The 25,178-nt window shown below is 32.3% G+C and carries 25 protein-coding genes and 1 other RNA gene; 1 reads left to right on the top strand and 25 read right to left on the bottom strand.

Translation table 11 applies throughout. The features are described from left to right. The first annotated feature begins 7 nt into the window (after nt 1-7). Nucleotides 8-673, top strand: a complete 666-nt coding sequence (locus EQM05_RS04170; RefSeq protein ID WP_128748876.1) for a DUF6483 family protein — start codon at nt 8-10, stop codon at nt 671-673. Nucleotides 674-720: 47 nt separating this feature from the next. Here EQM05_RS04170 and EQM05_RS04165 read toward each other — a convergent pair whose 3' ends face one another. From EQM05_RS04165 to EQM05_RS04045, 25 genes are all read right to left on the bottom strand, one after another. After that, nucleotides 721-1,698: a CehA/McbA family metallohydrolase gene (locus EQM05_RS04165; RefSeq protein WP_128748875.1), complete on the bottom strand. Its 978-nt coding sequence runs from the start codon at nt 1,696-1,698 to the stop codon at nt 721-723. Nucleotides 1,699-1,770: 72 nt separating this feature from the next. After that, nucleotides 1,771-1,949: non-coding RNA, 6S RNA (gene ssrS / locus EQM05_RS04160), on the bottom strand. A gap of 82 nt (nt 1,950-2,031) precedes the next feature. After that, entirely contained in the window at nt 2,032-3,819 is a 1,788-nt protein-coding gene (aspS, locus tag EQM05_RS04155) for an aspartate--tRNA ligase (RefSeq protein ID WP_128748874.1), read from the bottom strand. Nucleotides 3,820-3,836: 17 nt separating this feature from the next. Continuing rightward, nucleotides 3,837-5,081: a histidine--tRNA ligase gene (gene hisS, locus EQM05_RS04150; protein WP_128748873.1), complete on the bottom strand. Its 1,245-nt coding sequence runs from the start codon at nt 5,079-5,081 to the stop codon at nt 3,837-3,839. Between the two features lie 17 nt (nt 5,082-5,098). Next, complete coding sequence (locus EQM05_RS04145; protein ID WP_128748872.1) at nt 5,099-6,526, bottom strand: coproporphyrinogen III oxidase; 1,428 nt, start codon at nt 6,524-6,526, stop codon at nt 5,099-5,101. A 33-nt stretch (nt 6,527-6,559) separates the two neighbouring features. Continuing rightward, a complete protein-coding gene (locus EQM05_RS04140; RefSeq protein ID WP_128748871.1) occupies nt 6,560-7,159 on the bottom strand; it encodes an MBL fold metallo-hydrolase in 600 nt (199 codons plus the stop codon). Between the two features lie 21 nt (nt 7,160-7,180). Then, a complete protein-coding gene (gene dtd / locus EQM05_RS04135) occupies nt 7,181-7,630 on the bottom strand; it encodes a D-aminoacyl-tRNA deacylase (RefSeq protein WP_128748870.1) in 450 nt (149 codons plus the stop codon). A 13-nt stretch (nt 7,631-7,643) separates the two neighbouring features. After that, the gene (locus tag EQM05_RS04130; RefSeq protein WP_128748869.1) at nt 7,644-9,830 is read right to left on the bottom strand and encodes a bifunctional (p)ppGpp synthetase/guanosine-3',5'-bis(diphosphate) 3'-pyrophosphohydrolase; all 2,187 of its coding nucleotides are present in this window, start codon (nt 9,828-9,830) and stop codon (nt 7,644-7,646) included. A 127-nt stretch (nt 9,831-9,957) separates the two neighbouring features. Further along, nucleotides 9,958-10,476 carry an adenine phosphoribosyltransferase gene (locus EQM05_RS04125; protein ID WP_128748868.1) on the bottom strand — a complete coding sequence of 173 codons (519 nt, stop codon included), beginning with the start codon at nt 10,474-10,476 and terminating at the stop codon, nt 9,958-9,960. Between the two features lie 104 nt (nt 10,477-10,580). Continuing rightward, on the bottom strand, nt 10,581-11,450 hold the full coding sequence (locus EQM05_RS04120) for a DHH family phosphoesterase (RefSeq protein ID WP_128748867.1): 870 nt from the start codon (nt 11,448-11,450) through the stop codon (nt 10,581-10,583). Nucleotides 11,451-11,581: 131 nt separating this feature from the next. Then, nucleotides 11,582-12,448, bottom strand: a complete 867-nt coding sequence (gene secF / locus EQM05_RS04115; RefSeq protein WP_128748866.1) for a protein translocase subunit SecF — start codon at nt 12,446-12,448, stop codon at nt 11,582-11,584. Further along, the gene (gene secD, locus EQM05_RS04110) at nt 12,448-13,719 is read right to left on the bottom strand and encodes a protein translocase subunit SecD (RefSeq protein ID WP_128748865.1); all 1,272 of its coding nucleotides are present in this window, start codon (nt 13,717-13,719) and stop codon (nt 12,448-12,450) included. The genes secF and secD overlap by 1 nt, the downstream gene beginning before the upstream one ends. 84 nt (nt 13,720-13,803) lie before the next feature. Beyond that, nucleotides 13,804-15,171 (bottom strand): thioether cross-link-forming SCIFF peptide maturase, encoded by a 1,368-nt coding sequence (scfB, locus tag EQM05_RS04105; protein ID WP_128748864.1) that lies wholly within the window; start codon nt 15,169-15,171, stop codon nt 13,804-13,806. Between the two features lie 58 nt (nt 15,172-15,229). After that, nucleotides 15,230-15,367, bottom strand: a complete 138-nt coding sequence (scfA, locus tag EQM05_RS04100; protein WP_128748863.1) for a six-cysteine ranthipeptide SCIFF — start codon at nt 15,365-15,367, stop codon at nt 15,230-15,232. A 67-nt stretch (nt 15,368-15,434) separates the two neighbouring features. Continuing rightward, a complete protein-coding gene (locus EQM05_RS04095) occupies nt 15,435-15,803 on the bottom strand; it encodes a TIGR04086 family membrane protein (RefSeq protein ID WP_243108113.1) in 369 nt (122 codons plus the stop codon). Between the two features lie 62 nt (nt 15,804-15,865). Beyond that, on the bottom strand, nt 15,866-16,204 hold the full coding sequence (yajC, locus tag EQM05_RS04090) for a preprotein translocase subunit YajC (RefSeq protein WP_128748862.1): 339 nt from the start codon (nt 16,202-16,204) through the stop codon (nt 15,866-15,868). Between the two features lie 50 nt (nt 16,205-16,254). Next, nucleotides 16,255-17,385, bottom strand: coding sequence for a tRNA guanosine(34) transglycosylase Tgt (tgt, locus tag EQM05_RS04085; protein ID WP_128748861.1), 1,131 nt, complete (start codon nt 17,383-17,385; stop codon nt 16,255-16,257). A gap of 12 nt (nt 17,386-17,397) precedes the next feature. Continuing rightward, the gene (queA, locus tag EQM05_RS04080; RefSeq protein ID WP_128748860.1) at nt 17,398-18,423 is read right to left on the bottom strand and encodes a tRNA preQ1(34) S-adenosylmethionine ribosyltransferase-isomerase QueA; all 1,026 of its coding nucleotides are present in this window, start codon (nt 18,421-18,423) and stop codon (nt 17,398-17,400) included. A gap of 34 nt (nt 18,424-18,457) precedes the next feature. After that, entirely contained in the window at nt 18,458-19,495 is a 1,038-nt protein-coding gene (gene ruvB, locus EQM05_RS04075; protein ID WP_128748859.1) for a Holliday junction branch migration DNA helicase RuvB, read from the bottom strand. Between the two features lie 12 nt (nt 19,496-19,507). After that, a complete protein-coding gene (gene ruvA / locus EQM05_RS04070) occupies nt 19,508-20,101 on the bottom strand; it encodes a Holliday junction branch migration protein RuvA (protein ID WP_128748858.1) in 594 nt (197 codons plus the stop codon). Between the two features lie 574 nt (nt 20,102-20,675). Further along, the gene (locus tag EQM05_RS04065) at nt 20,676-21,254 is read right to left on the bottom strand and encodes a hypothetical protein (protein WP_128748857.1); all 579 of its coding nucleotides are present in this window, start codon (nt 21,252-21,254) and stop codon (nt 20,676-20,678) included. Nucleotides 21,255-21,482: 228 nt separating this feature from the next. Then, the gene (locus EQM05_RS04060; protein WP_128748856.1) at nt 21,483-22,223 is read right to left on the bottom strand and encodes a YebC/PmpR family DNA-binding transcriptional regulator; all 741 of its coding nucleotides are present in this window, start codon (nt 22,221-22,223) and stop codon (nt 21,483-21,485) included. Between the two features lie 112 nt (nt 22,224-22,335). Next, on the bottom strand, nt 22,336-23,610 hold the full coding sequence (locus tag EQM05_RS04055; RefSeq protein ID WP_128748436.1) for a transposase: 1,275 nt from the start codon (nt 23,608-23,610) through the stop codon (nt 22,336-22,338). Nucleotides 23,611-23,811: 201 nt separating this feature from the next. Continuing rightward, complete coding sequence (locus tag EQM05_RS04050) at nt 23,812-24,465, bottom strand: YigZ family protein (RefSeq protein ID WP_128748855.1); 654 nt, start codon at nt 24,463-24,465, stop codon at nt 23,812-23,814. A gap of 26 nt (nt 24,466-24,491) precedes the next feature. Next, nucleotides 24,492-25,166, bottom strand: coding sequence for a HEAT repeat domain-containing protein (locus tag EQM05_RS04045; protein WP_128748854.1), 675 nt, complete (start codon nt 25,164-25,166; stop codon nt 24,492-24,494). Nucleotides 25,167-25,178: the final 12 nt, after the last annotated feature.

Raw genomic sequence — 25,178 nt, 5'->3', positions numbered from 1 at the left:
TGGCTGTATGTTAAAAAGAAATCTGGTTAATGAGCTTATAAAACAATTTACTCTTTCCCTAGAGGAAATTGACAAATTTATTGGTTTACAGTTATACGATGATGCTTTGCTGGTTATTGATAATTGCTTTAAATCTATTTTTAGATTAAGTGCAAAATTTATTAATTCACTTTCTGATGAAAACATTTTGGACTTAATAAGAGTAAATAATATTCTTGATGTAGAAAGATGTATAATGGCTGCTAAGCTTTTAAATGAGGAAGCAGACATATACTTAAGAAATGGTGATGAAAATGAAAGCTTTTATCTACATTGTAAATCATTATATTTATATCTTACAGCATCACAGCACTGGGATAACACATCAGAATTAGATATATACCTTAATGAGATTGAAGACTTATATTCTAAGGTAAAAGATTATAAACTTCCAAATAAAATTCAGGAGAACATGATGCTTTATTATGAGGACAAGTGCTGTTTTGATAAGGCAGAGGATATACTTTATGAAATGCTTAATTATAATGATGATGAATATAAAGATTCCATAATTAATTTTGGCATTGAGTTTTATGAAAGATTACTTAAAAAGGATAATATTACTCTGGAAAATGGTAATCTTCCAAGATCTGAAGTTTTGGATGGACTTTCAAATCTCAAAAATGAAAAATAAAAGCTATGGATGCCATAAATGATTCATTTATGTTATCCACAGCATATTTATTTAATAAATATTGGCGAACTTATGGCCTGATTGGAATTGCTTTCAATTACTTTTACCACATACCACTTTTTACTCATATCATTTTTTAAATCTATATTCCATTTAACCTTGTGTTCTTCGCTGCATTTCAGTGATTTAACTATTTGGCTGTTACAGCTGATTATTTGTATTTCACTAATTTTGTTAACCCTGTCAGAAGCCCTGATTTCAAAATTTAATGATTTATCATTGTGTAAATCAAGTGTACTTCCCATCCAGTTATTGTTGCATTTAAAGCTTAATTTTAATGTTCTGCTCTCTGTAGAATAAGTTCTCATGCTCTTTAATGCTTCAATTATATCCTTCTTTTTTAAACTATAAGAAACAATAACAGTTAAATTATCACTATCTCCCCAATTTCTTATATGATTGTCCTGTCCATTTATTGCTCCAATCTTCCATCCCTTGTCCAGCAAATTAAAATAATATTTATCTTTTCTATTATATTTATAAGGTGCACATCCATTTCCAACCTCAATTAAATTAACAACACTTTTAAGTGAATCATTATCCTCAAAATTCTTAATACTGTCATCAGGATGATTAATTGAAGCTATTGCAGCCTTTTGATTCCTTAGCCATGAATAAAATTCATTAATATTATTTACTTTCCTATTAATCATTTGTTGTGTATTTATAACGTTAAAATCTCCGCATTTTTTAATGGATATTTCAAAGCCAGCCAAAGCTAAAAAACTTTTATGTCTTTTATTTATTTCTTCAACTTCTTTTATTGTTTTATTCCACCTTATAATATGATCTTTACTGCTGCTTTTGTTTAATCTGCTGCAGTGATCAGTAACTATTAAGAAGTCTAATTTTTTACCTCTTGCGTATTCATAGGCATCTGTTGGAGTTCCATGCCCTGTGGAATAGCAGGTATGGGCATGCGGTATTCCAAAATAGTAATTATATTTTTTACCATGTTTACTCATTTCTCCCCCTTATTTAAAGCATATTTATCTAATAACCATTGTATAGCTTTACAAAATAAAGGGTTACAAAGTAAAATTCCCACCATGCCGCTTTGTGAGTTATTATCGATCCCGCTTTAGCAGGGGGGCATCGCCTTCTTGCTTCTTTGCCATAAGCAGTGCTTAAGTATCATTCCACAAGAAGAGTAAGATTCCCATTAATTTAAATGTTGGGTCAAGATTAACTCATTACACGAACACAGTAGGAAATTTATTCTTTATTTTATTATACTACTTTTTAACAGGTTTGTATTGTATTTATTTTGGTAAAAGTTCATGGTTTTCCATGTAAATCTATTTAATAGCTTGTTTTTTTGTACTTATGCCTAAATCCCTCAGCTGAGCTTCATCTACAGCATTTGGAGCCTCTGTTAAAGGACAAAATGCATTTTGATTCTTAGGAAAGGCAATAACATCCTTAATGTTTTCTGTACCTGCCAGGAACATAATCATTCTGTCAAAGCCATAAGCCAAACCGCCATGTGGTGGTGGTCCAAATTTAAAGGCTTCCATGAGGAATCCAAATCTTTCCCAGGCGCTTTCCTTTGTAAATCCTAATACATTAAACATTTTCTCCTGCAATTTTGTATCGTGGATTCTTATACTTCCTCCGCCTAATTCCTCTCCATTTAAAACTATATCATATGCCTTAGCTCTCACTCTTCCTGGATCACTATCCAGATACTGAATGTCCTCATCCATAGGCATTGTAAAAGGATGATGTTCTGCCTGATATCTTCCTTCTTCTTCATTATAGGATAATAGTGGAAACTCAGTTACCCAGACAAATCTGAAATCTTTATTATTTTCAAGTAGATTTAATTCCTTTGCCATGTGAATTCTAAGTGCACCAAGGCTTTGGAATACAACTGAATTTTTACCAGCTGCAATAAGTATTAAATCTCCTTTTTTTGCATTTAATTTATTAATTATAGCTTTAGTCTGGTCCTCATTAACAAATTTTGAAACAGATGATTTAATTTCATTGTCTCTGCAGGCTATCCAAACAAGTCCCTTTGCTTTAAATGTTTTTACAAACTCCACTAGCTTATCTATCTGTTTTCTGCCCATGGCTGCGCAATTTGGAGCCACAATAGCTCTTACTGAGCCTCCATTATCTATAGCTGATTTGAAAACATTAAAGTCTATGTCTTTTACCACATCACTAATATCATTTATTTCCATACCAAATCTCAGATCAGGTTTGTCTGAACCATATTTCTCCATGGCTGTTTTGTATGGCATTCTTTCTATAGGAAGCTTTACATCCACGTCGGCAATTTCCTTAAATACTTTCTTTATTAATTTCTCATTTATAGACATAACATCTTCTGCATCCACAAAAGACAATTCCATATCTATCTGGGTAAATTCCGGCTGTCTGTTTGCTCTTAAATCTTCATCTCTAAAGCATCTTACAATCTGAAAATATTTATCAAAACCAGATACCATAAGCAGCTGCTTAAATAATTGAGGTGACTGAGGCAGTGCATAAAACATTCCTGGATAATTTCTGCTTGGTACAAGGTAGTCTCTTGCACCTTCTGGTGTACTCTTTGTAAGCATAGGAGTTTCTATCTCTAAAAACCCATTTTCATCTAAGAAGTTTCTTACAACCTTTGCAGTTTTATGTCTTATCATAAATATTCTCTGCATATCCGGTCTTCTTAAATCCAGATATCTGTATTTTAATCTTATATTTTCTGATGCATCTAAATTTTCTTTTATGTATATAGGTGGTGTTTCACTTTCCGAAAGTATTTTAATACTTTCTCCTTTTAATTCCACCATACCTGTTGGTAAATCCTTATTTGGTGATTCTCTCTTTACAATAACTCCAGTAGCTGCAATACAGTATTCAGATCTTATATCATCTGCTTTTTTAAATGCTTCACTGTTAATTTTATCGCCAAATACAACCTGCAAAATGCCTGTTCTATCTCTTAAATCAACAAATATCAAACCTCCAAGATTTCTTTTTCTTTGAACCCATCCCATAACAGTAACTTTGGAATCAATATTTTCTTCTCTAAGTTCACCGCACATGTTGGTTCTTTTCAATCCGCCTAATGCTTCTCCCATTTTTTTATCCTCCAAACTTATTTCTTAATTAAATTAGCTATTTCATCATCTAAATTTATATCTATCTGCTTTCCATCACTCATATCTTTAAGCTTGGCTTTTCTAGTAGTCAGCTCATCTTCACCTAAAATAATGGTATATGCAGCGCCTATTTTATTTGCATATTTCATTTGAGCTTTAACGCTTCTTCCCATGTGATCGCATTCACAGCTTATGGATTTCTGACGCAGTTTATATATAAGTTTAACTGCTTCAGCTTTTGACTCCTGTCCCATGGAACCAACATATAAATCAATATAACCTGGTTTTGCTATTTCTATTCCATTTTCCTCTAGTGTCAGTAATGCTCTTTCAATTCCCATTCCAAAGCCAACTGCCGGCATAGATGGTCCTCCTACTTCTTCTATGAGGTAATCATACCTTCCTCCGCCGCACAATGTTATGCCTTTATTAATTATTTCAAAGACTGTTTTGCTGTAATAATCAAGCCCTCTCACTATTAAGGGATCAACTTTATAATCAATATTCATTATCTTTAGGTACTTTTGAAGCTCTTCAAAATGTTCTTTGCAGTCATCACAAATATAATCTAATATAACTGGAGCATCTTTAACAATTTCTTTATCATGTTGTACTTTGCAGTCAAGAATTCTCATTGGGTTTTTGTCAAATCTTGTTTTACAAGTACTGCATAATTCATCATAATACTTCTCCAGATATTTCTTTAATGCTTCATTATATTTTTTTCTGCACTTTGGGCATCCAATACTGTTAATGTTTAACTGCAGGTCATTAATGCCAAGCCTCTTATATACTCCCATAGCAATGCTGATAACTTCAGCATCCAATGAAGCTTCACTGGAGCCAAATACTTCAACTCCAAACTGATGATGCTGTCTAAGCCTGCCCTTTTGAACATTTTCATATCTCATAACAGGTGTAAAATAGTACATCTTTGTTGGCTGTACCTCATTATATAAACTATTTTCCACAAAGGCTCTCACTGCTGGTGATGTGCCCTCTGGCTTCAATGTTATACTTCTTCCACCCTTATCATTAAATGTATACATTTCCTTTTGAACTACATCGGTGGTTTCTCCTACACCTCTTTGAAATAATTCTGTATATTCAAATACCGGGGTTCTGATTTCTCTGCAGCCATATGCTTCAGCTAAGTTTCTGCAGATATTCTCAATATAATGCCATTTGTAAGAATTCTCCGGCAGTAAATCTTTTGTCCCTTTTGGCGCTTGTACAAGCATGATTTTACCTCCTAAAACTAATATATATTATTTAATAACTCTATTTTTTTGTTTATCATTTCTTCTACTCTTTTTATGTATTCTCTTAAATCTTTAACATTAGTAGTCCTTTCTATTTTACCGCTGCTGCTATATACAGCCTTAGTTACTGCATCAGCTCCACAGGCAATTATTGTCTGTTTATCCTCAATCATCTGTATATTGTAAATTCCCTCTTTGCCTTCTTTGCAGTATCCTATATTCTCCATATTTCCAACCATATTTTTTTGCCTGTACATATAGTAAGGCTTCATTTTAAGGTCCCTGGCAAGAAGTGTAGTTCTATTATACATCTTAATAAGATCTTCATGTTCTGCAATGCTGTAATTTTTTTTATTAATTATTTCTTCATATAATCTTGATGCTCTTTTAATTGATAATCCATGTATTGTAATATTATCGGGATTTAATTCATATACACTGCTGCATGTTCTCTCTATTTCATCTATACCTTCACCAGGCAGTCCTACGATTATATCCATATTTATATTATCAAATCCAAGTTTTCTTGCCAGATTAAATTTATCAATTGTGTCTCCTGCAGTATGATTCCTGCCAATAAGTTTTAAAGTTTTATCATTCATGCTTTGAGGGTTAATGCTTATTCTGTGCACATTATACTTTTTCATGGTAATAAGCTTATCTTCAGTTATACTGTCAGGTCTCCCGCATTCAACAGTAAATTCCAAAACATTGTTATCTTTTATGAAGCTGTTATAAATGTGATTCATAATAATTTTAAACTGCTGATCCGAAACTGATGTAGGTGTTCCACCTCCAAAATAAACACATTGTATTTTAAGTCCTTTTTCAGAAATATAATGTGATACTTTATCTATTTCAAGCATTAAAGCTTCCAGATATTCTGGTACTAATCTGCTGCATGAGGCTATTGAGTTGGATGCAAAGGAACAGTATAAACATCTGGTTGGACAAAATGGCATACCAATATATATACTTATAAGCTTATTATCTAAGGTTACCTTTTCCCTTTCAACTTTAGCTACATCAATACAAAGTTTTGCTTTATTTTCTGCTGTTTTATAGTTAGAATAAAAATAATCTATTATCTCCCTGTCACTTTTTCCTGAACTTATAAGATTTAATGCTATTTTACTTGGTCTTATACCTACAAGCGTTCCCCATGGCATAGACTTTTTTGTTATTTTTGTAAGGAATGTAAATACAGCAAGTTTAATTTCTTCCTTAATTTTATTTTGATTATTTATTTTATAATCTTCTTCCATTGATCCAAATTTACATTTAACCATTTCATTTGATATATCAATAGAGAAGTCAAAATCTTCATGAGAAAACTCTATGTGTTTAAATCCATAAAATATGTTAAACATCTGGAAAATATCATATCTATACTTATCTTCATTTAATTTTATTGTTATTTTCATTATAAAATTTATTTTTCTCCCCTATGTGTATTATTATAAATATGGATTATTTACCAATTCATATTTTATTGTAGTTTCTGGTCCATGTCCAGGATAAACTATTGTATTTTCAGGCAGAGTTAAAAGCTTTGTCTTTATGCTTCTAATTATTGCATCATGATCTCCCCCTTTAAAATCAGTTCTTCCTATGGAGCCCTGGAAAAGGGTATCGCCTGTAAATGCTGTATTTCCCACAATAAATGAAACGCCTCCAGGGGTGTGACCAGGAGTTTCTACGCAGTTTATCTCTAAACTGCCTACAGTAAATCTGTCTCCATCTTTAATATCCTTTTCTATTTCGTAATTTATGCTGCCATACATAAATTCATGATTCATCATCATTTCCTTATCTTTACTGTTAAGTGCTGCAGGAACATTATATTTTTTCTTTAACTTATCTACAGCACCTGTATGATCAGCATGACCATGAGTTAAAAGTATTATGTCTACTTTTGCTCCTAACTTTCGTATTTCATTTATAATATGATCCTCATCACCGCCTGGATCAATTACTGCACTTTCTTTAGAAGCCTCATCCATAATTATATAACAATTTGCAGCATAGACACCTGCAGGTATTCTTTTTAAAATCATATTCTCAACTCCTTAAAATATTTAAAAATTCTTTTTACTATCAATAAGCAGAGTTACAGGTCCGTCATTATCTATATTTACCATCATATCTGCCCCAAACTTACCTGTCTGAATTTTTCCAAGGTCTTTTCTGCAGATCTTTACAAAATAATTATACAGATCTTCTGCTTCATTGCCTCCCAAAGCTTCAATAAAACTAGGCCTTCTTCCTTTTCTGCAGTCTCCATACAAAGTAAATTGGGAAACTACAAGAAGTTCCCCACCTACCTCTAAAAGCGATTTATTAAGCTTTCCTTCTGTATCTTCAAAAACTCTCAGGTTTAAAATCTTATCTTTTAAATATACTGCATCTTCTCTGGTGTCTTCTTTTGAAATTCCAAGCAAAACATTGAACCCTTTTCCTATACTTCCAATTTCTTTATTGTCTACTTTAACTGTTGAACTTTTAACTCTCTGAACAACTGCTCTCAAAAAACACACCTCTTTAATTTTTCTTTCTGTATACATCAGTTACGCCCTTAAGCCTTTTAATCTTCTTCATTACATCTTTTAAGTCATCTATATTAGAAATTTTAAGTTTAATATCCATATTAGCTATTCCATCTTTGCTTGGATGAGCATTTACAGCATATAAAAATGTTTTGCTTTCGGATATTATCTGCATTGATTCAGATAATAGTCCCTCTCTATCCACAGCAATAATAGCTATTTCCGCTAAATATTCAGCACCTTTTGGAATACCCCATGAAACCTCCACTATTTTGTTATTTTCATTTTGGAGAAGTGCTTCTGCATTTTTACAATCCTTTCTATGAATTGACACTCCTCTTCCTCTTGTAATGTAGCCTATAATTTCATCACCAGGTACAGGATTACAGCACTTTGAGAATCTAACCAGAACATTACTTTCACCCTTTACAATTACTCCGGGAGACTTAACTTTCTCCTTACTGTGCTTAGCAGTATTCTTTGTTATTTGATCCTCAATATCCTTCCACTCATCTTCATTGGTTTTATTTCCATTTACAAACTGTTCTTTTAACTTTGAAACAATATTAGGACTAAGTATAATTCCTGTACCAACAGCTGCATATAAGTCATCCATTGTATTGAGATTATACTTTTTAAATATCTGATTTAATGCATCACCCTTTGCAATTTCGCCAAAGTTATAGCCCTGTCTTTTTGTTTCCTTTTCTAATATTTCCTTACCTTTTGCAATATTTTCTTCTCTTTTTGCCTTTTTGAACCAGGATCTGATTTTGCTCTTTGCCTGATTGCTTTTAGCCATATTCATCCAGTCTATACTTGGCCCCTTTGGTGCCTGTGATGTCAATATCTCAACGATCTCTCCTGTCTGCAGGTGATAATCTAAAGGTACCATCTTTCCATTTACCTTTGCACCTACACATCTATTACCAATGTCCGTATGAATTCTATATGCAAAATCAATTGGTGTGGCTTCAGCAGGTAAATTTATAACTTTACCTTTAGGAGTAAACACAAAAACTTCATCAGAAAATAAGTCTATTTTAAGTCCTTCCATAAATTCAGATGCATCTGAGGTTTCCCCCTGCCAATCCAAAATCTCCCTAAGCCAGGACAGCTTTGAATCCAAATTTGAATTATCATTTTCATTGGGAATTCCTTCTTTATACTTCCAGTGGGCTGCAATTCCATATTCTGCAGTCTTATGCATTTCAAATGTTCTTATTTGAATCTCAAAAGGTTTTCCCTGAGGCCCAATTACTGTTGAATGCAGTGACTGGTACATATTAGGCTTTGGCATTGCAATATAGTCTTTAAATCTTCCTGGTATAGGCTTATATATGGTATGCACAATACCTAATACTGCATAGCAGTCCTTAACAGTTTCAACTAATATTCTTATAGCAGTTAAATCAAATATCTGCTCAAGGCTTTTATTTTTATTTACCATTTTACGATAAATGCTGAAAAAATGTTTTGGTCTGCCGTCTATCTCAGAATTTATGCCTGATTTCTCCAGGTTTTCCTTAAGTTGTGCAATTATTTGAGAAATATACTGCTCTCTTTCTGTCCTTTTTTCTGCTATTTTTCTCACTAAATCATAATATTCATTTGGATTTATATATCTGAATGCTAAATCTTCTAATTCCCATTTAATCTTTGACATTCCCAATCTATGAGCTAATGGAGCATAAATATCAAGTGTTTCTTTTGACTTTTCCTTTTGTTTTTCAATTGGCATATACTTTAATGTTCTCATATTATGAAGTCTGTCTGCCAGTTTAATTAAAATAACTCTAATGTCCTTAGCCATAGCTACCAGCATTTTTCTTACGTTATCCGCCTGCTGTTCTTCTTTTGTTTTATACTGTATCTTACCAAGTTTTGTAACCCCTTCAACTAAATTTGCAACCTCTACGCCGAATTCTCTGGATATATCCTCATATGTATAATCCGTATCCTCTATTACATCATGAAGTAAACCAGCTACAATGACACTTGTATCCATGCCCATTTCTGCCAGAATGCATGCCACCTCTACGGGGTGCATAATATATGGTTCTCCAGATTCTCTCTTTTGCTCCTTATGCGCATTATAGGCAAAATTATAAGCCTTGGTTATCAGCTGTTTATCCACATTGTTGCAATTCATATCAATTTTTTTCATCAATTTGGTAAGCATAAAGGTTCTCTCCTAAAATCAAAGGCTGGTTTAGAAAACCAGCCAATATTTTTTAATAACATTATATTATATTTTGTTGAAACATGCAATTTATCTGTGAATAAATTGTAAAGTAAAATACTAGTTTTTATATATTGTACTGTATTAGGGACAAAACATCATATTTACCTAATTTATCCCTTCCTTTTAAATCTGTAAGTTCTATTACAAAATCAAAACTAACAACCTTACCGCCAACTTGTTCTACAAGCTTTGCCACGGTGCTTATAGTTCCTCCAGTAGCCAGTAAATCGTCTATTATTGCAACTCTTTGGCCTGGTTTAACTGCATCCTTGTGGATTTCCAATTCATCACTGCCATATTCAAGATCGTAATTACTGTTTATAGTATCATAAGGCAGTTTACCTTTTTTTCTGACAGGTGCAAAACCAGCCCCAATAGCATATGCTACAGGTGCTCCAAATAGAAATCCTCTTGCTTCTGGTCCAACCACAATATCAATATTTTTATCCTTAAGATGTTCTGCTAATTTATCTATTGTATATTTAAGGGCATCTTTATCCTGCAATAAAGTTGTCACATCCTTAAAGCTGATACCCTCCTTTGGAAAACCTTCAATTATTCTGATTTTATCTTTTAAATTCAATTTAATACCCCCTACCTCTACGTATCCAGCATTTACTATATATTGTTATTTTTAGCCTACATTTTATTATATAATAAAATAGCAAAACAATTCAAGTGATAAAGTTAGCAGGCGCATATTTTATTTGTCTTAAGTTCATTTTTTAAATACTTAGCTATCTGCTCTGCTCTATCCATATTACTGGTTGTAAAAAGTTCCACAGTGATCCTTGCATTGTCGGTCTTTTTGAAATAAGTTTCACTAACAATACTTTTCGTTAACTGTTCAACTGAATTATAATCTATTTTTGAAATATGATTTACTTTCATTAAAGCTCTAAGTCCATAATTATTAGTATAATTTAAATGATATATGCACTCATCTACAATTATTTTATTTTCTCCAATTGGAAGGATTCCCGTTGAAATGGTTCCAAGCATAACCAAATCAAGATACTTTGATATACATTTCATCTGATAGTATACAGCTGTAGCCTGAACAACCTTAAATGCAACTCCAGCACCTGTTAAATCCTTAAAAGGATAGTTACATCCACTCTGACCTGGATTAATAACAATGGTATCAGGAATTTTACCTATGCACTTATGGTTATCTGTAATTATTATATCCATTCCAAATTTTTTGCATAGCTCTACCTCTTCAAAGCTATTAATTCCACATGCCACAGTAATAATGAGTTTTGTCCCAATAAATTTAATATGATTTTTGATTACATCTCCATTAATACCGCTGTTTTCATTTAAAGCATCAGAAATATAATATTCTACATCTGCATTTAGATATCTTAATACAAGTATTAAAAGAGATACTGCTGTAACGCCATCCACATTATTAGGCCCGTAAATCACTATTTTTTCCCGTTCATTAACAGCCTTGGCAATTCTTCTTAAGGCATCATTCATGCCTTTTAAAGAAAATGGATTATGCATACCATTTAATTTGGAAAATTGTAAACTATCCTCATGTTTTTCCATAATAAAAATCCTCCAATTTTATCGAAAGCATATATATTATAATTGATATTGTCGTATAATACAAACACTTTATTAGGGATTTTCTTTTAAATAATAAAATCCAGAACTTAGTATGCTCTGGATTTTATTATTTATTTGCTAATAGCTAATTTTTTCTTTGCAGCATGATTTTTAAAAATTACCCAGAATGGGCTGGCTATAAATATTGATGAATAACATCCAGATATAATACCAACCAAAAGAGGCTTTGCAAAGTTATCAAGTGAAGGTACGAATATATACACAGAAATCAATGTTATTAATACTGTTAATACAGTATTAATGGATCTTGTCATAGTTTGTGTAATACTAGCATCAGCAAGTTCTGTCACATTTGATTTTCTCATATACTTTTGGTTTTCTCTTATTCTGTCAAAAACAACTATAGTATCGTTAATGGAATATCCTATAACTGTAAGAATAGCTGCTATAAACATTGAATCCACAGGTATTTGGAACACTGAGTAAACTGTCAGCATTATAAGAACATCATGAACCAATGACAAAATTGCTGCAACTCCAAATTTGAATTCAAATCTTATTCCTACATATATCAGCATGGCTACAGCAGCTATGATAACTGCCTGAAAAGCCTTATTTCTTGTTTCTTTTCCAATGGAAGCACCTATATTTTCCTGATTGGTAACAGCACTTCCTTTAAATGTTGTAGTTATTTCCTTTACCATGCTGTTAATTCCTTCATTTGTCAAATTAGCACTTTTGATCTCAATAGAAGTGTTATTTACTTTATTAGACTGATAGTCAGGAGCATATTTCTTAACTATTTCATCAACCTGATCTTTATCAAAGCTCTTATTCATATTGATTTCTATAACTGTACCGCCCTTAAAATCAAGTCCATAATCAAGTCCTTTGGTAGCAAGGCTTACCATGCCAATTAAAATTATAATTCCGGAAATAGCAAACCAGATTTTTGTTTTTTCTATAATCTTTAACATTATGCCTGCCTCCTTCTCATGTCATGGACACCAAATGTACCAATAGTCCATTTAGCATTAAACATTCCAAAGTTGGATGCGAGTTTTATTAACGTTCTGGTAATTGTAATTGCTGTAAACATACTTAAAGCAACACCAATCATAAGTGTTAATGCAAACCCTTTAACAGATCCCGATCCCAGATAGTATAAAACTATTCCGGCAATAATTGTTGTAATGTTAGAGTCTAAAATTGAAGACATAGCTCTGTGGAATCCTGCATCAATGGAAGATTTTATGGATTTACCGCTCTTTAACTCTTCCTTCATTCTCTCAAAGATTAATATATTAGCATCAACAGCCATACCAACTGTTAATAGGAAACCTGCTATGCCTGATAAAGTTAATGTTGCACCTATGGCATCAAAAGTTCCAAGTACTAAAACAACATATAACACCAATGCAATATCTGCAATTAATCCCGGCACTCTGTAGTATAAAATCATAAACAATAATACTATGCCTATACCAACTTTTCCAGCCAATATACTTAGCGGCAGGGCATTTGCTCCTAATGTTGCTCCAACTAATTTGGATTCAACTGGTTTTACTGTTACTGGAAGTGCTCCGGACTTTATCATATCAGCATTTTTCTTTGCTTCATCAAGGTTCTTGCTGCCCTCAATTATTGCCTTTCCATCTGGGATAACACTGTTAACAGTTGGATTTGTAAGCAGATCATTATCCATATATATTGAAATGGGCTTACCTAAAAACTTTTGCGTAGCTTCTGCAAATTTTGTCTTACCGGTATCATTAAATTCAAGTGATATTATAGGTTTATTAGTTTGATCAACATATGCTGTAGCATCTTTAACATCTTTTCCTGTTAAAATTATAGACTGATCCGGTCCCACAAATTTAAGTTCTCCTGTTTTTGCAATACTGTCAATTACACTTTTAGTATCATATTTTCCGGGAACCTCAATTCTGATTCTTTTTTTACCCTCTTGTGTTACAACTGTTTCGCTTACTCCTAATTTGTTTACCCTGGAGGATAACAGCTGTATAGTTCTGTCTATTGTCTTTTGATCCACATTATTTCCCTGAATTTCTTCAAGAACAGAAACTCCGCCCTGAAGGTCTAATCCCTTTTTCAAAGTCTCCGAGAAAGGCTTGAATCTATAATCACCTAGTGTTACACCATAGGCTCCAGCATAAGCTAAGAATCCGATAAGTAGTACCATGATTACGAAAAATATAAGACTTTTTCCAGAATTCCTATTTTTCATCTTTATCCGTTTACCCCCTTAATCATTATGTCATCACATAAAGAAATTATATTCCTTTTGTTAAATTTAGTCAATAATACCATTCTATTCACTCATAATCTTGGATTTTAAAGCTATAGCGCATTCAATTCTCTTTTTCTGCATTTTACATCCCAATTCGTATGGTATGTGCATATCTCCGTTAAAATTATAATTATTAGCCTGACAGCCTCCACTACAGTAAAATCTTGCCCAGCACTTTTTACATTGTGGTTTATTATAAACGTTAGCGTTCTTAAACTCATTAATTATAGTTTTATCTAATTTATCAGGGTCATTTAAGTTACCAAGGATAAAATCTTTATTTCCTACAAACTGATGACATGGATAAATATCTCCTGAGGGTGTAATGGCCACATATTCGTGTCCTGCTCCACATCCGCTGATTCTTTTATAAACGCAGGGTCCTCCCTGCAGGTCTATGTTAAAATGATAAAACTTAAAGCTGTTGCCTTCCCTGTGTCTCTTTAACATTTCTTCATATAATTTGTCATATTGCTTAAATATTTTTGGTAAGTCTTCTTCCCTCAGGGATAATGGATTATCCTCTGGAAGCACAACAGGCTCCACAGAGATTTCATCAAATCCATTGTCTGCCAGATGCATAATATCTTCAAAGAAATCCGTATTTTCTCTTGTAAAGGTTCCTCTGGCATAATACTGCTTTGATTTGTCTCTCATATTAACCATTTTTTTAATTTTAGGTAAAATAGCATCATAGCTTCCGCTGCCGTCACGTCTTACTCTTACATTATCATTTACGCTTTTTCTGCCATCAATGCTTAATACTATATTGCCCATGTTTTTGTCTAAATATTCCATAATCTCATCATTTAACAGCGTTGCATTTGTAGTCATGGTAAATCTTATATTCTTATTATACTTAACCTGCTGCACCTTAGCGTATTCCACGATTTCTTTTACTGTATCAAATGCCAAAAGTGGTTCCCCGCCAAAAAGATCTATTTCTATATTTTTTCTTGGTCCTGATTTTTCAAGTACAAAATCAATAGCCTTCTTGCCGATTTCAGCAGTCATAATTTCTCTTTTCCCCTTGTATTCACCCTCATCAGCAAAACAATATTTGCATCTTAGATTGCAATCGTGTGCAATATTCAAGCATAAAGCCTTTATATAATCAGGCTCCTTATTTTCTCTTATTCCTATTGGTTCATATAAATCTTTGGAATAAAGAATTCCCTCATTTATTAATTGTTGAACTTCATCATAAGCCTCTATAATATCAGAAGTGGAGTATTTATTATTTAATCTTTTTATTACAGCATCTTTTTCTTCAATGCCTTCTTCATTTAAAATGTCATAAACTAATTCATCGATAGCATGTACACTACCTGAATTTACATCTATTACATAGTATTCTCCACCTTGATTAAATTTATGTATATCTGCCAAAATCTTTTCCTCCTAATTAAGATTAAAGCAGTAACAAAAGTTACTGCCCATGAATAAATTAGTTTTCGCAAGCCAGGTTAGCTACAGTGCAGGATGTTTTACAAGCTGATTGGCATGAATTTGCACATTCCTTGCATCCTGGTTTTTTTAAACTTTCTTTTATGTTAGCACTATTTATTGTTTTTATATGTTTCATAAAAATTCCTCCATTCATAAAGTTTTCCGTTTGATTATAACATACAGCAGTAATAAAATAAAGTATTTTATAGATTTATTCCTAACATGCCAGACAGTGTTCCCACCACTAAAGCAAGTATGGTTCTTATTATTCTGCTTGAATCCATGCCTGTTGAATTATTTGACGCAATAGAAACAGCATATAGTATAATCATATACATAATTGCCATTGCTAATCCAACAAGCCATCCTTTTCTTTGAATTTTTTTAGCTGAATATACAGCTCCATACATAATACTGACTAAAGTAGTGAGAAGATAAAATACTGATGTAAAACTATTATTTACCTCTGTAAATGTCATTATGGAAGCCAAAACCAAAAAAAGAATAGTGGTCAGGATAATTCCTCTTAAAACTCCTTCAGCAATAAAAATAAATTTATTTTTTTCCAACATAAACACCTCCAATACTATCTATGTAGATTGGAGATGTTTTATGAATATAAACTTATTTAAAATTACTTTTCTTCTTTAGCCTCTTCTTTTTTAACTTCTTCTTTCTTAACTTCTTCTTTTTTAACTTCTTCTCTGCCTTCAGCAGATACACTTAAGACACCATATTTATCAATTTTAAGTCTTGTTCTGTCTGGTCCTGACTGCAAAATAATAAATTTATCCTGAATATTTACTATTTTTCCAATGACTCCGCCTTTAGTTACAATTTCATCATTTACCTTTAAGGCATTTATCATGGCATTATATTTTTTCTTTCTTTTGTTTTCAGGAACAAAGATAATTAAGTAAAATATACCTATCATTACTACTAATGATATTAGTGTTGCATATTGACCCTGCATGTTCTCACCTCCTTATTTAATTTTGTATGTGATTCAATGTTTAACATCTATTATGCTCTTCCCCCCCACTGCTGCAGCTTGTTTTTTTTGTACTCAGGGAAGTAATCACCATCAATAGCTTCTCTTATTTCTGCCATTAGATTATTATAAAAATACAAATTATGTAAAACGCATAATCTCATAGCCAGCATTTCTTTTGCTTTAAATAAATGTCTTATATATGCCCTGGAATAGTTTCTGCAGGTTGGACATTGGCAGCCTTCATCTATAGGTCTTCCATCCAGTTCAAACTTAGCATTAAATAAATTAATTTTTCCTTCCTTTGTAAATACATGGCCATGCCTTCCATTTCTGGCTGGCAGCACACAATCAAAGAAGTCCACTCCTCTATCCACTGCTTCCAGTATGTTGCTTGGAATTCCAACTCCCATTAAATAAATTGGTTTATCTTCAGGAAGATGAGGAACTACAGCATCTATTATTCTATACATTTCTTCATGACTTTCACCAACAGCCAGGCCTCCAATGGCATACCCATCCAAATTCATGGCTGCTATGGTTTTTGCATGTTCTATTCTGATATCTTCATAAGTTCCACCCTGGTTTATGCCAAACAGCATTTGATTCTTATTTATAGTATCATCCATAGAGTTTAACTTATCAAGTTCTATTTTACATCTTTCAAGCCATCTTGTTGTTCTTGCAACTGACTTTTCCACATATTCTCTTGGAGAAGGATTTTTTATACATTCATCAAAAGCCATGGCTATAGTTGAACCAATATTGCTTTGAATCCTCATACTTTCCTCTGGTCCCATAAATATCTTTCTTCCATCTATATGAGAATTAAAATATACTCCTTCTTCTTTTATCTTTCTTATATGAGCTAGGGAAAAGACCTGAAATCCTCCTGAATCCGTTAATATTGGTCTATCCCAATTCATAAACTTATGTAATCCGCCCATTTTTTTTATTACATCATCCCCGGGTCTTAAATGAAGGTGATATGTATTGGATAACTCCACCTGGCAGTTAATTTCCTTTAAATCCATGCTGGATACTGCACCTTTAATTGCACCTAGTGTGCCTACATTCATAAATACAGGAGTCTGTATAACACCATGGGGTGTTGTAAACTCTCCTCTGCGTGCCTTTCCGCATTTTTTAAGTAATTTGTACATGTTAACGCTCCTTTATTTTATAAACATTGCATCTCCAAAGCTGAAAAATTTATAATTGTTTTCTACTGCAGTTTTATATGCATTTAAAATGTGTTCTCTGCCTGCTAATGCACTTACCAGCATTAAAAGTGTGGACTGAGGTAAATGGAAATTAGTTATAAGGGCATCTACCACTTTATAAGTATACCCAGGATAAATAAATATATCAGTCCAGCCGCTGGAAGCTTTAACTTTTCCATCTGAATCTCCTATTGTTTCAAGTGTTCTGCAGGAAGTTGTACCTACAGCTATTACCCTTTTTCCATTTTCCCTTGCTTTATTTATTAAATCTGCAGTTTTTTCATCAATTCTATAGTATTCTGAATGCATATGATGCTCTTCAATGTTTTCTACTTTCACTGGTCTGAATGTTCCAAGTCCTACATGAAGTGTGAGAAAAGCCAGGCTTACTCCTTTATCTTCAATTTTATGTAATAATTCCTTTGTAAAATGTAATCCTGCTGTTGGTGCTGCAGCTGAACCCTGCTCTTTTGAATAAACAGTCTGATACATTTCCTTATCTTTAAGCTTTTCCTTTATATATGGGGGCAGAGGCATTTGCCCAAGCTTATCCAGTACTTCTTCAAAAATACCCTCATACTGAAATTTTACTATTCTGCTTCCATCATCACTTAAATCTGTTACTTCAGCATTTAATTCTCCATTTCCAAAGGTGAACTTTGTTCCAATCTGAGCTCTCCTTCCAGGCTTCACTAGTGTCTGCCAGCAGTCCTTATCTACTCTTTTCAGAAGTAAGAACTCCATTTTGCCGCCAGTACCTTGTTTTTCTCCAATCAGTCTTGCAGGTATAACTCTTGTATCATTTAATACAAGGCAGTCTCCAGGATTTAAATAATCAATAATATCCTTAAACACCTTATGCTGTATATTACCATCTTTCTTATCCAATATCATAAGTCTTGCTTCATCTCTTTTTTCATAAGGGCTTTGAGCTATAAGCCTCTTTGGTAAATCAAAATCAAAATCAGTAACCTTCAAATTTATTCCTCTCCTTTGTTATAACAAGCAATGTCTATTCATTAAGAAATGTACATTGTGTGGTATTATCATTATTTTTTTTAATTTTTCTTCCAAGGTGAGCATACGCTTTATCTGATGCTACTCTTCCCCTTGGAGTTCTTATTATAAATCCCTTTTGCAACAAATATGGTTCATAAACATCCTGAATTGTATCCAGCTCCTCACCTATAAAATAAGCAAGGGTTTCAAGACCTACAGGGCCGCCATTAAAGTTATCTACTATTGCAGTTAGTATTTTATTATCTATTCCATCAAAGCCTTCTTTATCAATATCCAATAATTTCAAGGCTTCCTTTGCTGTGTCAATGGTAATTTCTCCGTTGCCCTTTACCTCTGAAAAATCTCTTACTCTTTTTAAAAGTCTGTTTGCAACTCTTGGAGTTCCTCTTGATCTTCTTCCAATTTCATAGGCAGCTTCATCGGTAATTTTTACATTTAAAATTTTAGCTGACCTTACTATAATCTCCTTGAGCTGTTTTTCATCATAAAACTCCATAGGACATAGTATACCAAATCTGTCTCTTAATGGAGAAGTAAGCAGTCCCACCCTTGTGGTAGCACCTATTAACGTAAACTTTGGCAGATCCAGTCTTATGGATTTTGCAGCTGCACCTTTTCCTATTACTATATCAAGAGCATAATCTTCCATTGCTGGATATAGTATTTCCTCAATACTCCTGTTTAATCTATGTATTTCATCAATAAACAAAACATCAAAATCATTGAGGCCCGTTAAAATTGCAGCTAAATCCCCTGCTCTTTCAATGGCAGGCCCAGATGTGATCTTAAGGCTTCCTCCCATTTCCCGGGCAATGATATTTGCAAGAGTAGTTTTTCCAAGTCCAGGAGGACCATATAACAATACATGATCCAATGCTTCCTGCCTTTTTGCTGCAGCTTTAATAAATATATCTAATTTATTTTTTACTTTTGTTTGTCCAATATATTCTTTTAATTTTTGAGGTCTTAAACTATATTCAGTACTTTCATCTTCATTTATACTTAAAGGGGTAATTATTCTATCATCCATTATTTACTCCTTTCAATTCATTAAATACTTTAAACAATACTTGATTATATTTTCCAGAGAATCATTTAAATTAACCTTATTTAATGCATTTATAGATTCTTTTTCACTATAACCCAAGGCTATTAATGCTTCCTTAGCTTCATTTGCAGTGTTGCCATTTATCAAATCAATATTATCATCATTAATCTGCTTAGACAATTCTTCAGGCTTTATTTTATCTTTTAATTCCAATATTATTCTTTGAGCAGTTTTTTTACCTATTCCCTGAGCCTTAACTATAGTTTTTTCATCTTCAGAAATAATTGCATATTTTAATTTATCTACATTACTTATGGACAAAAGTGACAATGCTGCCTTTGCTCCAACACCATTAATAGTCAGCAAAAGCTTAAACATATTCAATTCATCTCTGGTTAAGAATCCATAAAGTCCTATGAAATCTTCTCTTACTATCTGCTCTAAATAAAGCTGTATTTCATCGTTGATTTTTGGCATTTTTGCAATAGTACTTCCAGAGGTAAAAATTCTATAGCCGATTCCATTGTTTTCAATAATAATATAATCCTTATTCATACCCTTATAGATACCAGTTATATATTCGTACAAACTTTCACCCCCGCATCCATTTCAAATTAACATATATACTTTAACATTTTAAAAAACATAATTCAACATAAAAGGGATTTTGCACTGCAAAATCCCTTTTATGTTGAAAAGTAAAAAGATTAAAGAACAAAAAACTAAATTTAAAGATTAAAGAATAAAGAACAAAGAATAAATAAGGTAGTTTTTCTTTACAGAAAAACCAAAAATTCAATTAATTAAGTGAATCATATGTTTTAATAATTAAAAATGATTCCAATTGCAGTTTTATTAGGTGCTAAAAAAGGATTTGTAAAAATCCTAGGCCGACAGGCAGCCAATTAACATAAAGTACGTAAACTAACAAATACCGATAACATAAATAAGTTGTAAGGGGCTGTGGTATTATTAAGACCTTTGCGTACTATTTGTGATTCCCTAATAATATATATTAAGGGAACAAGTCAGCACCACCCGTCCAACGGATGATGCTGACCTAATCAATTGTATTTTAAGATTTTCTGCAAAGCAGAAAATCCTCAATATTTAATCTTTGTTCTTTAATCTTTGTTCTTTAATACAGATGGCTGCCTGCCAGCTATCTGTATTCCGAGCTGGCATCCAAAGCATTTTCTTTTGTATCATACTGGAATTCAGGTCCTCCTATTTCTAGTCTTTTAGAGTCTGTGCTGTCAATCTTTATATTTGTAATCTCATCAACCTGAAGTACTGAATCCTCATCAGTTTTATAAATTACAATTGTATTATCCTTTACGCCTAGTACATATTTATTTGGTGAATACTTATACTTCTCAAGTTCACGAAGAAATGTAACATCATCTCCAGAAATACTGCTGAATTTATATCCATCTTTTTCAAATACTTTTTCCAGCTGTGAAGTGGTTTTCCCGCTGTAAATATTACTTGTATCAACTTTGTCTGTTTTAACCAAATCGCTGTTTAAATATTTGGTTAAAAAAACAATTCTGGAATTTGGCTTAATTTTTTCATCTTTTTTACCCTGAACTGAAACAGCATTATTCTTATTATTTACCTGCTGTCTGTTGTTAATGTCTGTATTTTTATATCTATTTAAACTCCAGTAATAGCTGATTCCAAATGTAGTACCAGCCAATAAAACTATAATTGCAATAATAATAATTTTTTTGTATTTCATAATATCCCTCCTGTGGAATATTATGGTCAAAAGCATAAAAAATTATACATAAATAAAAAATAAAAAATCACTCATTTAGCTGATTTCTCACAACTTTTAGAGTGATTTTATATATATCATTATCCATAGGATCTAATTTTCTATATTTATATTAATCCATTTGATAATTTATATGTATTTATAATAAATTAAGTATTAAATCCAGCCATTTTAAAGTCTTGGTACTGCTTAGCCTTCCCAATCCTCAGGGAAATCACCATTATGGTATACATCCTGAACGTCATCGTCGTCTTCTAGTTTGTCTATAAGCTTTTGTACCTTTTCAGCAGATTCATTGTCAAGTGATACTGTTGTGTCAGGAATCATTGTAATTTCTGCAGATAAGAACTCATATCCTTCACTTTCAAGCTTTTCTCTTACTGAACCAAAATCCTCCACAGTAGTAGAGATTTCGAATACTTCATCAGAAGCTTCAAAGTCATCAGCACCAGCGTCTAGTGCCACCATCATTAATTCATCCTCGTCCATTCCGTCTTTTCTTTCAATGATTAACTGGCCCTTTTTCTGGAACATCCATCCTACACATCCGTTGGCGCCAAGATTACCACCACATCTTGTGAAGTAGGACCTAACATTTCCTGCTGATCTGTTTTTATTATCAGTTAAAACGCTGACTACTACAGCCACGCTGCATGGTCCATAGCCTTCATAAACTATTTCTTCATAGTTTACTCCTTCCATTTCACCGGCACCTTTTTTAATTGCTCTTGTAATAGTATCCTGAGGCATATTACTAGCTTTGGCTTTAGCAATTACATCTCTCAATTTACTGTTACCATCTACATTAGAGCCGCCCATTTTTGCAGCTATAGCTAATTCTTTACCTATTTTAGTAAAAATCTTACCTCTTTTTGCATCTAACTTACCTTTTTTTGCCTGAATATTATGCCATTTTGAATGACCTGACATGATATATCTCCTCCTTTTTGAAAAACACCTAAATAATTATATCACACATGTAAAATGGTATCAAACTCAATACTATTTAGAGTTTCCCCAAAATTAATATCTTGAATTAAGGTTATCCTACTAATTCTAGTACCTGAGCCATAATTAGTTGTTGTGTAGTCTTGGTTTTGGAAACCGGTTTAATAAAATTTTTAATACCAGTATGCGTTTTCTTTAATACTGCATAAATACCATCAGCTAATGCATAATAATTAAAATCAGGTATATCATAAATACGCTTAGATATGTTTTGAATGCATATGATTAATGCACTTTCTCCTCTTTTTTCTGAAAGTGTTGCAGCAAAACCTATAATTAAGGTTAGAAATAAATTCATAGTTCTTATTGAATTTAAACTTCTTACTCTTATATTTTCAAAATCAAACTGCTGTTTTTTAAATCTGAAATATTCTTCTATCTTCCAACGTTTAATGTAAACCTTAATTATAGCTAAGGTTAATTTCTTATCATTAGGCTTAATATTGCTGATAAGCATCATAGGTATTTTGCCAAAGCCTCTTATTACTACAAGTGTAAGAGGCTTATCAGGTATATCTGGCAATGTTATTTGTATAAAGCTAAATTTGCATTTTTTAGCCCTACCAGCTTTATTGGTGACTATAGTCGAAAACTTTCCTTTATACTTGTTTGCAAGTTTAAGTATATTCATAACTTTACCATTATGAATAACATTTCTATTGCCTTTTGCTCGAATAACAAAGTTTTCTTTATTATCTATAAAGTATTCATAAAACTTTCTGCTATCATAACCCCTATCAAGAGCTTTAATGCCCTTATTATTAAAACTTTGTCTAATAAAATTTAATCCTTTAAAAGTTTCTTCATTCTCACTTACAAAGCCTTTTTCAATGTTTGAATACATTTTTGAGTACACAGATATAGGCATACTATACTTACTTGTAAGTGCAGCAATTTCAAGACAATTATATCCATTGACATTGGTTTCACCTGTGCTGCCATCACGTACCTTGCCCATAGCTTCTAAAACTTTACTATTACGTTTTGTGATTTCAGAACCATCAACGCAAAATACTGTATTGTCATTAATGTATGGTTTTATTTCAGAAATGTAGTTGTTTATTACAACACTTTGTTTATCAAACGTTCTAAGGTTATTAGAAAGTCTTTCAATGGTTTTCTTTAAAGAGATATCCTCTTTAAGAGCTCTTGATATGCCACTTAAAAGCACAGTCTGGCTTTCTGAAATTCCATAAATCATCTGTGCAATAAATTTATAATTAGGTCTTGATAAATTTATTGAGATTTTTTTTGAAAAAGTTAATAATTTTCTTTTTATTTGGTACGATAATTTGCTATAATTAATCATGAATAAAACATCTCCATCTGCTATTGATTTTTGTTTTGTCGCAAATTCATTATATCAAAACAATGGACTGTTTTATTCATTTTTTATGCAATTTTATAAATCTGTGGATAGTTTTAAATCTTAAATTTACTTATCCACAGGTTTTATTTAAATAGTCTTTTAAAAAAAGGGGAAACTCTAACAATACTATAGGAAAAATGTTTATATATGCTGTTCTTTATATAATCTGTTACCTAATTTAAAATAGTATTCTTTTTCGCTTTTTACAATATTGCATCTTCCATTTGTAATATTGTAAACCTCATTTTCTACAGATGGAATATTGTTTTCCTCACAATATATGTTTAACATGACTTTATCGGTGTATTCAATATTTTCAATGAACCACTGCTTTTGCTGAAAGCTATACTGCAATTTGCCAAGTAAATCATAATCAATGGTAATTTCTATGCTGCACCCCAGTACTTTTTCAACAATTTCACCTTTTTTCACTGCCATAGCTGCAGCTTTTGAATATGCTCTTACCAAACCGCCCTTACCTAATAAAATACCCCCAAAATATCTTGTCACAACTACTACTGTATCTGTAATATTGTTTTTCTTTATTACTTCCAGCACAGGAATTCCACCGGTACCCTGAGGCTCTCCATCATCACTGTATCTTTGAATACCCTTGTTTTCACCTATTATGTAAGCATATACATTGTGTCTTGCTTCCTTTTCACTCTGCCTTACAGAATCAATAAATTCCCTGGCTTCATCTTCGCTGTAAATTCTTTTTGCCTGTCCAATAAATATTGATTTCTTTTCCTCAAATTCATCCCTTGATTGATTTCTTAAAGTAAAATAACTCAAATGGTCTCACTGCTTTCTTTAATAATTCATAAGTCCTCAGCATTAAAATTTCTACTGCTGATTTCTATATATCTTTTAGCTTTTTCCTTAACATATTCCTTTGAATCTGGAGAATTTAATATTTCTTCTATTTTTGTCTTTGCATTATAACTTTTTATATTTATAAGAGCCTTTATAGCATAAGTGATTACCTGGGGATTACTATCATCAAGTGCCCTTATTAATGCAGCCTCTGACCGCATATCTCCTATTTTACCCATAGCTGAAACTGCCATTCTTCTAATGTTTACGAACTTATGTACACTGGCACGATCTAAAATACTTAAACATGAATCAGCTTTTAACTCTCCTATTATCCACACAGCAGCTTCTTTTTCCTTTGGTCCCATATCTGCATAACCTGTTTTTATATATTCAATTAGTTTTAACTTATTATCTGGCTGGAGTGTGTCCAGAATCTCCCTTTTTTCTTCCTTAGCTTTTAAAGAAATATTCTTAATTAATTCTTTTTCATTTTTACTTTTAACTATGGTACCGTATTTGATCTTACCATATAATATGTGTGATTTTACAGTTTCAATATCCAGTCCTCTTATTTTACAAATAGCCTCAATAGGTTTATTTTCAAGAAATAAATAATAAGTTATATCCTCTTCTGTAATATCATTGATTTTATCCCAGTGTATGTGAAAAAGGTTCATAAATCTTTACTC

It is taken from the genome of Clostridium sp. JN-9, from assembly GCF_004103695.1.
In the GTDB taxonomy this organism is placed as follows: domain Bacteria; phylum Bacillota; class Clostridia; order Clostridiales; family Clostridiaceae; genus JN-9.
The sequence above is the reverse complement of the archived record's forward strand: the minus strand, read 5'-3'. Positions and strand labels throughout refer to the sequence as shown.

Bases quoted from the DNA above. Each gene is read 5' to 3' on its own strand.
- EQM05_RS04060 (WP_128748856.1), bottom strand. From the start codon at position 22,223: ATGTCAGGTCATTCAAAATGGCATAATATTCAGGCAAAAAAAGGTAAG.
- secF (WP_128748866.1), bottom strand. From the start codon at position 12,448: ATGTTAAAGATTATAGAAAAAACAAAAATCTGGTTTGCTATTTCCGGA.
- EQM05_RS04170 (WP_128748876.1), top strand. From the start codon at position 8: ATGTTAAAAAGAAATCTGGTTAATGAGCTTATAAAACAATTTACTCTT.
- EQM05_RS04165 (WP_128748875.1), bottom strand. From the start codon at position 1,698: ATGAGTAAACATGGTAAAAAATATAATTACTATTTTGGAATACCGCAT.
- secD (WP_128748865.1), bottom strand. From the start codon at position 13,719: ATGAAAAATAGGAATTCTGGAAAAAGTCTTATATTTTTCGTAATCATG.
- yajC (WP_128748862.1), bottom strand. From the start codon at position 16,204: ATGCAGGGTCAATATGCAACACTAATATCATTAGTAGTAATGATAGGT.
- EQM05_RS04140 (WP_128748871.1), bottom strand. From the start codon at position 7,159: ATGATTTTAAAAAGAATACCTGCAGGTGTCTATGCTGCAAATTGTTAT.
- EQM05_RS04095 (WP_243108113.1), bottom strand. From the start codon at position 15,803: ATGTTGGAAAAAAATAAATTTATTTTTATTGCTGAAGGAGTTTTAAGA.
- hisS (WP_128748873.1), bottom strand. From the start codon at position 5,081: ATGCTTGTACAAGCGCCAAAAGGGACAAAAGATTTACTGCCGGAGAAT.
- aspS (WP_128748874.1), bottom strand. From the start codon at position 3,819: ATGGGAGAAGCATTAGGCGGATTGAAAAGAACCAACATGTGCGGTGAA.
- ruvB (WP_128748859.1), bottom strand. From the start codon at position 19,495: ATGGATGATAGAATAATTACCCCTTTAAGTATAAATGAAGATGAAAGT.
- EQM05_RS04055 (WP_128748436.1), bottom strand. From the start codon at position 23,610: ATGATTAATTATAGCAAATTATCGTACCAAATAAAAAGAAAATTATTA.
- EQM05_RS04045 (WP_128748854.1), bottom strand. From the start codon at position 25,166: ATGAACCTTTTTCACATACACTGGGATAAAATCAATGATATTACAGAA.
- EQM05_RS04130 (WP_128748869.1), bottom strand. From the start codon at position 9,830: ATGCTTACCAAATTGATGAAAAAAATTGATATGAATTGCAACAATGTG.
- EQM05_RS04065 (WP_128748857.1), bottom strand. From the start codon at position 21,254: ATGAAATACAAAAAAATTATTATTATTGCAATTATAGTTTTATTGGCT.
- EQM05_RS04145 (WP_128748872.1), bottom strand. From the start codon at position 6,526: ATGAAAATAACAATAAAATTAAATGAAGATAAGTATAGATATGATATT.
- EQM05_RS04120 (WP_128748867.1), bottom strand. From the start codon at position 11,450: ATGGAAAAACATGAGGATAGTTTACAATTTTCCAAATTAAATGGTATG.
- scfA (WP_128748863.1), bottom strand. From the start codon at position 15,367: ATGAAACATATAAAAACAATAAATAGTGCTAACATAAAAGAAAGTTTA.
- tgt (WP_128748861.1), bottom strand. From the start codon at position 17,385: ATGTACAAATTACTTAAAAAATGCGGAAAGGCACGCAGAGGAGAGTTT.